We start from the raw sequence: 12,702 nt of genomic DNA on the forward strand, positions 1-12,702 counted from the left end.
TTTGTATTCATCTTTTGGGATTTTTTTTGTTGAGCGGAACAGAATAAAAGACTAGCGCAATATATTATAAAACAGTGTGTTATAGGAATTAAAGTTAAAACTCTTTGTTACTGTCTATTAATTAGTATTTTTTTGTATAAAAGGCGGGACAAAGGGTAAGTTTGAGGTAAGAGAGCTTCTTGTTGGTAAATGATTGGTATTCCAATTTCCCCCCAGATTTTGTATCAAAAGAACACTATCAACCATACGTTGTTGTTGTATGGATAAATAGGTTTGTTGGTTACTTAAAGAGGTAATTTGTTGTGTTACCACCGTAGTGTAATCCTCTGTTCCTACTGTGTATTGGTTTAACGCAATTACAGCAGTTTCATTGGCAAGGGTTACCGCTTGGTATTGTTCAATAGCTTGTTGTTCCAAAATTCGTAAGTTTGAAAGCTGATCTTCCACGTTTTGCATTGCTTCTAAAACGGTTTCTCGATATTGAGCTACAGCAAAATCATATTCGGCTTCTGCTTGTTTTACCAACGATGTCCTTAGGCCCCCATCAAATAGGGTTTCAGAAGCAGAGGCCCCTAATGACCAGATGCGATTGGCAACTTGTATCAAACTTCCGACAGGATTACCGCTGTAAGCCAAATTAGAACTTAGAGAAACGTCAGGAAAAAATGCAGCCATGGCGGCGCCGATTTCAGCGTTCTTAGCCTGCATTGTTCTTTCAGCAGAAGCAATGTCGGGTCTACGTTGTAGGAGTATAGCGGGAACCGTTGCGGGTATAGGCGGTACAGTAAAGGATAAGGGAGCAGCAGGAATCAAAACTTCAGCAGGGGGTTTACCGATAAGAATAGCAATAGCATGTTCATATTGTGCCCGAGCTATTCCTGTTTGAATCATTTGTGCTTTTGTCTGCTGGAGTTGGGTTCTTGCTTGTAGTAACGCCGTAGGTTCGATTGTTCCAGCTTTATGTTGGTTTTCAGTGATTTGTAGCGAGGTTTGATAGAAATCAACATTTTTTTTCAGCAGGTCCATAAGCGAATCTTGATAACGTAAATTAAAATATGCTTGTGCAAGTTGACTTTGGTATGAAAGCCGTGCATTGGCTAAATCCGCTGCACTGGCCTGCGCTGCGGCAACTTGGCTTTCAGTGTTTCGTCTAATTTTCCCCCATAAATCGAGGTCCCAGCTGGCAGCAGTTTGTAATGCATAGGTATTTTGAGTTCTGGAAGCAGAATAATTGATATTGGCACCGTTATTAATACTTCGTGCTCCCCCGCCATTACCTTGACGATTAAATGTAGTCCCTCCCGTCAAGGTAGGGAAAAAACCCGCACGTATTTGATCAGTAAGTGCTCTGGCATTACGATAAGTGGCTTCTGCCTGTTTAATATTCTGATTTGAAATATCCACCTGCTCTTCAAGTCGGTCCAGAATGGGATCATTATAAATGGTCCACCATTCTCCTTTAGCCTGAGCTGCCATTATAGGATTGGCTAGACTCCATCCTTGTGGTGCTTTTAATTCTTTGAATTTAGAGGAAATTATTGAATCTGGTTTATGATAATTTGGTCCAACCATGCAACTACTTAAAGACGTTAAGCTTAAAAAAGACAATATAATAAATGTATTTTTGGTATACGTAAAACAATCGGGAAAACGTCTAAGCACCTTGTTGACCTTTATGGTTTGTTGTATTGAAGTGAAAAGGGCGCCAATGGCGAAAACGATCCATATACAGATAAATAACGGGGGTTGTATAAAGGGTCAGTGCCTGGCTGGTGATCAAGCCTCCAACAATAGCTATGCCAAGAGGGTGGCGAATTTCGCTGGCATATCCCATTGCAATAATAAGAGGAATGCTCCCAAAGGCTGCCGCAATTGTGGTCATTATAATGGGACGAAAACGCAGTTTACAAGCAAGAACGATCGCGCTTTTGGCATCCATATGATCAAATTCCTGAGCATTGATGGCAAAATCGACCATAAGGATAGCATTTTTTTTAACAATACCTATTAACAATATCATCCCAATCATGGCGATTACTGTAAATTCTTGATTAAAAATATCTAAGGCAAGAAGTGCGCCTATGCCTGCCGAAGGCAAAGTTGACAGGATGGTAATAGGATGAATATAGCTTTCGTATAACACACCTAACACAACGTATACGGCGGCAATAGCCGCCAAAATTAAAATAATGGTGTTGTTATTGCTTTCTTGAAATTGTGCAGCGTTACCAGAAAAACTACCTGTAATAGTTTTAGGGATATGAATACGAACCGTTTCAGATTTAATTAAATTGATGGCTTCACTTAGAGATTTTCCAGGGGCAAGGTTAAATGAAAGCGTAGTTGAAACAAAAAGGCCTTGATGGTTTATACTAAGAGAGGTTAAAGAGGATTTTTTATACGTGGTCATGGATAAGGGCACCATCGTTTCGCTGGATGTTGAAACCGCAGATCCTGTAGAAGTATTGTTCCCACCCGCAAGTTGATTGGCAACTTGGTTTTTGAAATTCTGTTGGTTAACTTGTTCTTCTTTACTGAGAGAATTATTCGTTTTTACTCGAATAGTATTAGAAACTACCCCGCCACCAGCAGTACCTCCAGATCCACTAACCCACGTTTGATGTAATATGCTTGAATTTTGAGTAAATCGTGGATCGACCTCTAAGATAACGCGATATTGATTGAGAGGGTTGTAAATAATGGAAGCGGATCGTTGACCGAACGCATCGTATAACGTGTTACTGATGAGTTGCGGCGTAATTTGCATACGCGGGGCAAGGTCTCTGAGAATATCTAGATCAATTGCTTCACCTCCTTGCTCAACATCAGATGAAACGTCTGTAATGATTTGAGGATGTTGTTGCAGAGTGTATAGCAATTTTGCCATCCATTGGTAGAGTTCCTTCGAGGAGTCGCTTTGTAAACTATATTGATAGGTAGCGTTACTGGATCGACCGCCTGTTCGGATTAATCCTGGAGCAATCATATAAAATTGAGCACCCACTAAATTTTGAAGTTTTTTTGACAAATTGCGAATGGTTGTTTTAATTGAATGTTTTCGTGTATTTTTATCGGTTAGTTCAATAAAAACACTTCCTTCATTAATACCTCTGCTTCCTGTGAAAGCGGAAACGGATTGCACGTCTGGATCTTGGATAATTTTTTTTTCTACATCAATAATCTTTTTTCTCATGTTTTGAAATGAAATAGACTGATCGCCTTGAAGTCGGCAAATAAGCGTGCCGGTGTCTTGATCAGGGAAAAGTCCTTTAGGCATAGTAATAAATAAAAACACCATTAACAGAAGGGTCAGAGGAATTGAAGACGCTATAAGAAAAGGATGATTTAAGGCTATTAATAATGTTTTTTGATAGAAATTGCTCATACCACTCAAGAGTTTCTCTATAGATCGATCTAATTTATCCCAAACAGTGCGATGTTGTTTTGGCTGTTTTAACGAAGGTCGAACCAACATATACGCACACATCATGGGCGTTAACGTTAAGGATAAGATCATAGAAATTATCAAGGTAATGGATAATGTCATTGCGAATTCGTGGAATAATCTTCCAATTATTCCACCCATAAATAATATAGGAATAAATACAGCAATGAGCGAAATGGTAATCGAGATGACGGTGAAAGAAACTTCTTTTGCACCATATAACGCTGCTTTTTTGGGGGGTACTCCATCCTCAATGTGGCGGTTAATATTTTCTAATACAACAATCGCGTCATCAACTACAAAACCGGTCGAAACGGTTAAGGCCATTAAAGTAAAATTATTTAAAGAATAATCAAATAATTTCATTACACCAAAGGTGGTAATAATAGAGGCAGGAACAACTATGGAAGGTATGATTAATGCATTTAAATTTCTCAGAAAAAATAAAACGACTGCCACCACAAGGATAACGGACAAAATCAACGTCATTTGCGTCTCGTTAAGTGCCGATCGTATGGTTAGGGATCGATCTATAGCAACGTGTACACCGATATCGGGTGGCATAGATGCTTCCATTTGAGGTATTTTCGCATGAATAGCATCCGTTGTTTCGATGATATTTGTCCCTGCTTGCGGCAGTATAACAAGGATAATTGAGGGTTGATTGTTATAAAACCCTGCGTTATGAACGTCTTCAACGCTGTCTTTAATGTCTGCAACATTTTTCAAGAAAACAGGGGCGTTATTTCGATAAGCAATGATTAGATTTTTATAATCTTCTGCTTTGGTTGCCTGATCGTTGGTAGCCAGCTCATACCGTTTATCGCCTTCATTAATAAAACCTTTAGGTGTGTGCGCATTTGTTGAAGCCAGAGCAGCCCGTATATCTTCAAAACCAATTCCATATTTAAAGAGTGGATAGGGATTGAGTTCAACCCTCACGGCGGGTAAAGAGCTTCCCCCGATATCCACTTGACCCACACCATCGATGGCCGATAATTGTTGTTGCAACACATTGGTTGCGTAATCGTAAAGTTGAGCAAGCGTTTTCGTTTTCGACGTTACCGCAAGAACCATGATAGGTGAAGCGGCTGGATTTGCTTTGAAATACGTAGGGTTCGAGCGCATTGATGTCGGCAGATCTGCCCTTGCCGCTTGTAACGCTGCTTGTACGTCTTTGGCTGCGCTGTTCACGCTCCTAGACAGATCGAATTGCATGATAATTCTGACTTGCCCCTGCGTCGATTGGGAAGTCATTTCGTTGGTTCCTGGTATTTGTCCTAATCTTTTTTCTAAAGGCGCTGCAATGGAACTGGCTATTTCTTCCGGGGTGCCCCCAGCTTGTTGCGCTCTGATTAAAATAACTGGGAAATCAACATTGGGAAGATCGGCTATAGGAAGAAGTTTGTACCCAAGAATGCCACTTAATATCAACGCTACGGTTAACAGTATTGTTCCGATGGGACGCTGAATAAACGGTTTGGAAATATTCATTGCCCAGTTTTCCGTTTGAAACGTTTTTTCTTATAATTTGATATCGTTCGTTTATGAAACCAAGAACTTACTCTTTCCATGTAAAGATATATAACAGGAACCGTAAATAGGGTTAAAAGTTGACTGGCAACCAATCCCCAAAAGATAGAAATTCCTAACGGATGCCTTAACTCGGACCCTGTGCCTGTTCCCACCATCATAGGTATTGCTGCAAACATCGCAGCAAATGTGGTCATCAAAATTGGCCTAAAGCGAAGCAGAGCCGCTTGATGGATGGCTTCAAGAGGGGGTTTGTTTTCTTTTCTTTCTGCCTCCAAGGCAAAATCAATCATCATAATGGCATTTTTCTTTACAATACCAATCAACAGCACAATGCCGATGATGCCCATAATGTCGAGATTGCTGCCATCAATCCACAGCGCGAATAAAGCCCCTATAGCCGCCGAAGGAAGGGTGGATAAAATGGTTACAGGATGAATGAAACTTTCATATAGAATTCCTAATATAATATAGACGGCCACGATGGCGGCAATGATTAAAAACAGTTCGTTACTTAAACTGTTTTGGAATGCATCCGCTACACCTTGAAAACTAGACGTAAAACTTTCTGGTAAGTTTAGTTTTTTTTCAATGTTTGTAATGGAGCGGGTTGCTTCACCTAAAGAGGTATTTTTAGCAATATTGAAGGATATGGTGATGGCAGGAAATTGTTTGTAATGCGTAATAAGAAGGGGGGATGTGGATTGTTCAACTCTGGTTACTGCTAATAAAGGCACTAACCCAGCGGTAGGGTTTCGGCTTGAACCACTCGTATTATCGGAGGAGGAACTCCCACTGATTCCCGGTAAATAAATCTGTTCAAGGGATTTAAGCTTTTTTTGGAATTTTGTATCCGCTTCAAGAATGATACGGTATTGATTGGATTGAGTATAAATCGTTGAAATTTGTCGTTGGCCAAATGAATCGTAAAGAACGTTGTCGATGGTTTGTGGGGTAATAGAAAATCTTGCTCCGGTGGTTCGATCTAGAACAACTTTGGCCACCAATCCCTTTGCTTGTAGATCTGAAGTGACATCCGTCAAAAGAGGATCTTCTCTCAAACGCTCTAATAAGCGGGGCACCCAATCTTTGAATTGGTTATAATCTGGGTTTTCGAGCAAAAGTTGATATTGCGTAGGACTTGTCGATGTATCAAGCGATAAATCTTGGATAGGTTGTATATATAGGGTTGTACCGACAATTTTTTTTGTAGCGTTGCTGATACGTTTGGCAATAACGTCTGCACTAGAGCTTCTAATCTGTTTTTCTTTTAAATTAATGAGGAAGCGACCCTGATTGAGAGTCATGTTTTGACCATCAATGCCAATAAAGGAGGATAAGCTCATGACATCAGGATCGCGTAGAATAATGTCAGCTAAAAGTTTTTGTTTTTGAGCGGTTGCTTTCAACGAAGAAACTTCAGACATAATGGAGATACCCTGCAATACACCATTATCCTGTGTTGGGAAAAAGCCTTTAGGAATATAATAGGCCAATAGAAACGTAATAATTAACGTACAGATTGTTGTCATCAACGTTGCGAATTGATGCTTAAAAACGAATTGTAAACCTTTGTCATATTGTTGAATAACGCTATTAATAATACGGCCCTGTGCGTGTGCTTTGGCAGATTTAGGTCGCTCTTTTAATATTTTCGCACATAACATAGGTACAAGCGTAAGCGAAACAATTGCTGAAATAATAATCGTTACAGATAGTGTAACGGCAAATTCGTAAAACAACCGTCCGATCACATCGCCCATAAAAAGCAAGGGAATTAACACCGCAATTAACGAAATGGTCAAAGAGATAATGGTAAAACCAATCTCTTCGGATCCTTTTAAGGAAGCGGTGACTTTGTCTTCTCCCATTTCGATGTAGCGACTAATGTTTTCAATCATGACAATCGCGTCATCGACGACAAAGCCTGTGGCGATGGTGAGTGCCATTAGGGATAAATTGTCGAGTGAAAAACCAAAGAGATACATGATCGCAAACGAGCCGATAATCGACAAAGGTACCGAAAGGCTTGGAATAATCGTAGCTGAAATATTTTTAAGAAAAGCAAAAATAACGCCGATTACTAAAGCTATTGAAAGAAGAAGTTCTAGTCGAACATCGTGAACAGAAGCACGTATGGTGGTCGTTCGATCGGTAAGAGGGATAATTGAAATACCGGCAGGCAAAGCGCTTTCAAGTTGTGGTAAAATGGTTTTTATTTTATCAACCACCTTGATGACATTAGCACTCGGTTGTTTTTGGACATTTAAAATTAAAGCAGGTGTTTTATTTGCCCATGCTTTTAGTTGGGTATTTTCGGGACCTTCTATAACGTTGGCAACGTCTTTCAAACGAACTGGACCGTTGTTGCTGTAGGCGATAATTTGATTGAGCAACACATCAACGTTTGTTATTTGCCCATTAATTTGTAACGTTATGCTGCGCTGTGGACCATCAAAACTGCCGGTGGGGGCATTAACGTTAACATTACCAATAGTCGTGCGCACGCTATCCAAATCAATTCCGTAAGAGGTTAGCTTGGGAATGTTCATTTGTACGCGTATGGCTTTTCGTTGTCCCCCAGCAAGCGTTACGAGGCCTACCCCGGAAATTTGACTTATTTTTGCAGCGAGACGGGTATTAATAAAATCTTCCACTTCAGTCAGAGGTAAAGTGGTCGAGGTAACACCTAGGGTATAAATGGGGGTGTCTGCAGGATTAACTTTTGCATATATTGGCGGTGCAGGTAAATCGGTGGGTAATAAAGAGGTTGCTTGGTTAATTCCTTCTTGTACTTCTTGGGCAGCAGTGTCCATAGACGAATTCAAAGTAAATCGCAATGTTACGACTGAAGCTCCCCCCGAGGATTGGGAAATCATTTCGTCCAACCCAGGTATTTTGCCTAGTTGTGTTTCTAAAGGTGCCGTAACGGATGTCATCATTACCTCAGGGCTAGCGCCTGGATAAAATGTTGTTACGGTTATCGTTGGATAATCCACTTCAGGTAAAGCAGACAAAGGTAAATATTTGTATCCTAAAATCCCACAGATGAGTATAGCGACCATTAATAATGTTGTTGCAACTGGACGCAGAATAAATAGGCGCGAAGGATTCATAGGGTTTGCCTAAAATGAAAGAAGTAGTCTAAAGTTAGGAAGAAGAATTTTTAGCTATTGTTATTTTTGAGCCGTCTTTAAGTTGGTCTATACCATCCGTAACGACTTTATCATCGCGTTTCAAACCCGAACTTATAACGGTTCGTTCACCATTATCATAACCCGTTTTGACGAGTTTTAATTTGGCTATTGAATCGTTTTCGACAACATACACAAAGGAACCTTCAGGCCCTGTTTGAATGGCATTATTGGGTACAGTCAATACATCGTGCAATGTATTGACCAATATGTGAACGTTTACAAATTGATTAGGAAAAAGTCCCCATCCTTCGTTAGAGAAAAGGGCTCGTAATTTGATTGTTCCCGTTGACGTATCGATTTCACTATCAATCACACTGGTCGTACCTACAGCCAATTTCTTCGTATTATCACTATTCCATGCTTCTACTTGCAGCGTTTTTTGTTTTGAAATAGCATTGATAATTTTGTCAAGTTTATTTTCAGGTACCGTAAGAAGGACTGATATAGGTGTCATTTGTGTCAAAGTGGCAATGCCACCGCTTTGACCCTCGGTAACATAGTTTCCAGCATCAACCGCTCTAATACCGATACGACCATCGACGTTGGCACGGATGTGGCAGTAGATGATGTTAAGCCGTTGTTGGTTAACCAGTGCTTTATCTGCTTCAATTTGCCCTTCCAATTGCGCAACTTTATATTGCTGATCTTGGGCGGTCATAGGGGCAATACTGTTTTGTTTTAACAGTTTTTGATAGCGTGCATTGTCTAATTTCGCTTGCTTTAGGGTGGCTTGATCGGCTTTTAGTGTACCTTCGTATTGGGCTTTTAAGAGTTCATAGGGTCTTGGATCAATTAAAGCAAGCAATTCACCTTTTTTAACACTTTGTCCCTCGGTAAAGAAAACTTGTTGTAAGTAGCCTGCTATTCTGGCGGGAACAATAATGGTAGTAACGGGAACAACTGTCCCAAGTTCCGTATATACGATAGGAACATCCATATTTTTAACGCTTGATATGGCTACAGGCTTTGGCGGTAAGGCAACAGAGTTATCTTTTTTGAAAAAAAACGTATGGACAAAACGATACGTAATAATCAAAAGAATAAGTAAACACAGAAGCACAATAAGCCGAAACATCCATTTACGATTACGGCGCATTTGCAGGGAAGAGTCATCGTTTGTAGAACTTGACAGCGACATATTTCACAAATCTTTTACAATTGTTCATAACAGTAAAGTTGCTCAAAGTAAGTATCATAAATGTGGGCTAATTAAGATTATTTTATGGCATTCCACAGAAAACAGGGGAATAATAAAATTATTGTAATAATACAGTAAGAAGAATAGGATTAAAAGGAAGCACGTTTTTGGTTATAATCAAAAATAATATTTTTCTTCAGCTGATTTTATACGTTTAAAGTCAGTATAGCTGTAAAATGATAAGGTTTAAATCACTACACTTGAAAACTATAAATAATAAGGGGGAACAAAGAAATGAGCAACGAAATGAAGGATTCACTTAGAGACGTTGTTAACGAGGGAAAAGATAAAATGAGAGATACGGCACAAACTGCTAAAGAAAACTTTGAAGACGTTAAAGATCATGCAAGCGACCATCTTAGTGATGCCAAGAAAAAAATGAACGATTTTTCAAATATGGCGGAGGATGAATTTAAACGTTTATATGGGGATGATGGAAAATTAGAAATGATGATTAATTTCGTTAAAGACCGTCCATTATTGTCCGTAGGTATGGCAATGGGCGTCGGAATGATTGTTTCTAAAATGTTGAGATGTTGCCGTCGACGTTCTTAAGTTAAATAAAGTGTATGCAAAAGGTTGTTAATTTTTTAATAAGTTAATGGCCTTTTTTTATTTTTTTTATTTTAGCTCTGTCTTTTTGCGACTCGTTGAGTATAGTAGAACTTTATAGATATTTTAAACGAGTAATAAACAAGCAAAATGACATTTCCCATCGTTATTGCCGGTGTAGATGAAGTTGGAATAGGTTGCATTGCAGGTCCCGTAATTGCAGCCGCTGTATCATTTCGGGGCGACTTTCCTGCGGGAATTGCCCATCGTTTAAACGATTCAAAAAAAATAAATTCGAAGACAAGAGAAAATCTTTACAAAATTTTAGTACATTCTCCTGATGTACACATTGGTGTTTCAGGCGCATCGGTTCAGGAAATTTACACTCTAAATATTAAAAAAGCCGCTTTTTTAGCCATGCAAAGAGCCATAAAAAAATTGCCTTTTTCTCCTAATCTTATTTTAGTTGATGGTTTGTCTTCCCCTGTTTTTGATTGTGCAAGTCAACCGATTGTAAAAGGGGATGGTTTATCGCATTCGATAGCAGCTGCGTCCATTATCGCTAAGGTAGTGAGGGACCGATTGATGAAGAAATTAGCGCAGCGATGGTCTAACTTTGGTTGGGAGCGAAATGTAGGCTACCCTACTGCATTTCACAAGAACGCTTTAAAAAAACATGGAATGACGCCTTATCATAGACAAGGATATATAACAATAAAACAATTATCTTTTGGTATTATGAGTGAGCACAGTGAGGCGGCAATTATGTCGAAAAATTTATGAGCGGTGCAATTAAATCCGAGTTGCCCTTAGATCAAATTCTCAGTGGAGAATGCGTACAACTTATGAGGCAACTGCCTTCGTCATCGATACATTGTATTTTTGCTGATCCACCTTATAACCTCCAACTTCAAGGGGAGTTAAGAAGACCCGATGACACAGTAGTGGATGGGGTTACAGAGGAATGGGATAAATTTCAAAGCTTTGCTGTTTATGATCAATTTTGCAAAGAATGGCTTAAAGAGTGCTATAGATTGTTAAACAAAGACGGTACATTATGGGTGATTGGATCTTACCATAATATTTTTCGTATTGGCACGATCTTACAAGATCTAGGATTTTGGATACTCAATGATATTATTTGGCGCAAATCAAACCCTATGCCTAATTTTAAAGGGAGACGCTTTACGAATGCTCACGAGACGTTAATTTGGGCGGCTAAGGGACAAAATAGTAAATATTGTTTTAACTACCAAGCGATGAAAACGTTAAATGATGATTTGCAAATGCGTTCGGATTGGTTTTTGCCTCTCTGCACAGGAAATGAGAGGTTGCGCAATGAATATGGTTTAAAATTGCATCCTACTCAAAAACCAGAAAGCCTTCTGTATCGTATAGTATTGTCTTCAACCAATATTAATGATGTTGTTCTCGATCCTTTTAGCGGTACGGGTACAACTTTAGCCGTTGCAAAGCGTTTACAGCGGCGGTTTATTGGGATTGAAAGACATCCCGACTATATGAAAGCAGCAAAAAAAAGGATTAGTTTGGAACAGGTTTTGCCTGAGAAAGATATCAAATTAACCCCCGCAAAAAGAGAGCTTCCCCGCGTACCCTTTGGGAATTTAGTAGAACAAGGATTTATAGTGCCTGGCACTATTTTGATGGATCGTCAAAAGCGTATTTTTGCCACAGTAACCTCAGACGGTACTATTGTCTGTGGTGGACAAAGGGGATCTATACATAAAATTGGCGCGCTGGTTACCCATGCGCCTTCTTGTAATGGTTGGACATTTTGGTATTTTGAATGCCTTGGAAAATTAGCATCCTTAGATACTTTGCGTTCACAGTATAACGAAACGATTAATAAAATAAAAAACGAATAAGCGGAAGGTTTATTTAAATCCCAAGAAACCAATTTCGGGCTTAGGTATCCCTGCATTGTCAGTATTTTGTTGAACCGATTGAAGGGGGGAAGTGGTTCGTTTGTTTTTAGTTTTTATATAGAGATGGCCCTTGGTATTTTTAACCGTAACGATGCTTTGCTCATTGCTTATAGTAGATAAAGATTGCGGAGAGTTATTATAACCACGCATGGATAATAAAAGAAAGGTAATGCGGTCTCTATTTAAATCCACTGACATTTCAAGAGGTGTTTGACCAAGTACGTTAAAAGCATGGAGATCAGCACCGCGATTGAGTGCATCTTGGGCTTCTTGGAGGCTACCTTTGTTAATGGCATCAAATAAGGATTGCGTAGGGTTTTTATCCGTATCGTCGAGATCGGGTGTCGTGGGACTGTTTGTGTTATGCGAAGGAGGGGGCGCTTGAACGGTTTTTGAATTTTCTTTATGATTAGGAATTTGCTGTGGTTTTTCAGCCAAAGCATTTGAACTTAATATGGTTGAAGCCACAAAGACCAATATAGAAACCAGATTTAAGATAGGGGATAAACAATATTGCAAATTCATAATGCGTTTTCTCTATGATAAGTAGTTTCTAACGATAGCTCATATAACTTGAACGGAATATGAATACGACATTTTCTTTTAAAGATATAGGTATTATAACACAATTTATGAAAGGGCTGAATTGAACTGGATCTCCATTTGAATTCATTATTACTGTAAATAATTGTATCGTTAACATTCAAATCTTATTCTAAAACACAAAAATAGGAATAGATACACTTAGTGTTTGAATTTTATAGTTTATAGTTTTGATATTTAATATAAATAGTTTATAGAATTCAGCAATTTAATAAAAAGATGAATATG

Annotated in this window: 8 protein-coding genes; 3 read left to right on the plus strand and 5 right to left on the minus strand. The window is 39.0% G+C overall.

All coding sequences use genetic code 11. The annotated features are described in order from the left end of the window. Positions 1-117 precede the first annotated feature (117 nt). From AABE15_RS08040 to AABE15_RS08055, 4 genes are read right to left on the minus strand one after another with little or no spacing between them, the layout of a single operon-like run. A complete protein-coding gene (locus tag AABE15_RS08040) occupies positions 118-1,662 on the minus strand; it encodes an efflux transporter outer membrane subunit (RefSeq protein WP_408870269.1) in 1,545 nt (514 codons plus the stop codon). After that, positions 1,655-4,939: an efflux RND transporter permease subunit gene (locus AABE15_RS08045; protein ID WP_338330774.1), complete on the minus strand. Its 3,285-nt coding sequence runs from the start codon at positions 4,937-4,939 to the stop codon at positions 1,655-1,657. Before AABE15_RS08045 ends, AABE15_RS08040 begins: the two co-directional genes overlap by 8 nt. Further along, the gene (locus AABE15_RS08050) at positions 4,936-8,094 is read right to left on the minus strand and encodes an efflux RND transporter permease subunit (protein ID WP_338330775.1); all 3,159 of its coding nucleotides are present in this window, start codon (positions 8,092-8,094) and stop codon (positions 4,936-4,938) included. The genes AABE15_RS08045 and AABE15_RS08050 overlap by 4 nt, the downstream gene beginning before the upstream one ends. A 34-nt stretch (positions 8,095-8,128) precedes the next feature. After that, entirely contained in the window at positions 8,129-9,313 is a 1,185-nt protein-coding gene (locus AABE15_RS08055) for an efflux RND transporter periplasmic adaptor subunit (RefSeq protein ID WP_338330776.1), read from the minus strand. A gap of 294 nt (positions 9,314-9,607) precedes the next feature. Between AABE15_RS08055 and AABE15_RS08060 the strand changes: the two genes are divergently transcribed. The 3 genes from AABE15_RS08060 to AABE15_RS08070 all read left to right on the plus strand — a co-directional run bounded on the left by AABE15_RS08060 (position 9,608) and on the right by AABE15_RS08070 (position 11,811). Next, complete coding sequence (locus AABE15_RS08060) at positions 9,608-9,928, plus strand: YtxH domain-containing protein (RefSeq protein WP_338330777.1); 321 nt, start codon at positions 9,608-9,610, stop codon at positions 9,926-9,928. A 147-nt stretch (positions 9,929-10,075) separates the two neighbouring features. Further along, on the plus strand, positions 10,076-10,708 hold the full coding sequence (locus AABE15_RS08065) for a ribonuclease HII (protein WP_338330778.1): 633 nt from the start codon (positions 10,076-10,078) through the stop codon (positions 10,706-10,708). Continuing rightward, a complete protein-coding gene (locus AABE15_RS08070) occupies positions 10,705-11,811 on the plus strand; it encodes a site-specific DNA-methyltransferase (protein ID WP_338330779.1) in 1,107 nt (368 codons plus the stop codon). The genes AABE15_RS08065 and AABE15_RS08070 overlap by 4 nt, the downstream gene beginning before the upstream one ends. A gap of 9 nt (positions 11,812-11,820) precedes the next feature. Here AABE15_RS08070 and AABE15_RS08075 read toward each other — a convergent pair whose 3' ends face one another. After that, on the minus strand, positions 11,821-12,396 hold the full coding sequence (locus tag AABE15_RS08075; RefSeq protein WP_338330780.1) for an ankyrin repeat domain-containing protein: 576 nt from the start codon (positions 12,394-12,396) through the stop codon (positions 11,821-11,823). Between the last annotated feature and the right edge of the window lie 306 nt (positions 12,397-12,702).

The organism is Commensalibacter sp. Nvir, from assembly GCF_963921845.1.
Lineage (GTDB): Bacteria > Pseudomonadota > Alphaproteobacteria > Acetobacterales > Acetobacteraceae > Commensalibacter.

Excerpts from the sequence above, each read along its gene's own strand:
- AABE15_RS08045 (WP_338330774.1), bottom strand. The coding sequence starts at position 4,939 with ATGAATATTTCCAAACCGTTTATTCAGCGTCCCATCGGAACAATACTG.
- AABE15_RS08050 (WP_338330775.1), bottom strand. The coding sequence starts at position 8,094 with ATGAATCCTTCGCGCCTATTTATTCTGCGTCCAGTTGCAACAACATTA.
- AABE15_RS08055 (WP_338330776.1), bottom strand. The coding sequence starts at position 9,313 with ATGTCGCTGTCAAGTTCTACAAACGATGACTCTTCCCTGCAAATGCGC.
- AABE15_RS08060 (WP_338330777.1), top strand. The coding sequence starts at position 9,608 with ATGAGCAACGAAATGAAGGATTCACTTAGAGACGTTGTTAACGAGGGA.
- AABE15_RS08065 (WP_338330778.1), top strand. The coding sequence starts at position 10,076 with ATGACATTTCCCATCGTTATTGCCGGTGTAGATGAAGTTGGAATAGGT.
- AABE15_RS08070 (WP_338330779.1), top strand. The coding sequence starts at position 10,705 with ATGAGCGGTGCAATTAAATCCGAGTTGCCCTTAGATCAAATTCTCAGT.
- AABE15_RS08075 (WP_338330780.1), bottom strand. The coding sequence starts at position 12,396 with ATGAATTTGCAATATTGTTTATCCCCTATCTTAAATCTGGTTTCTATA.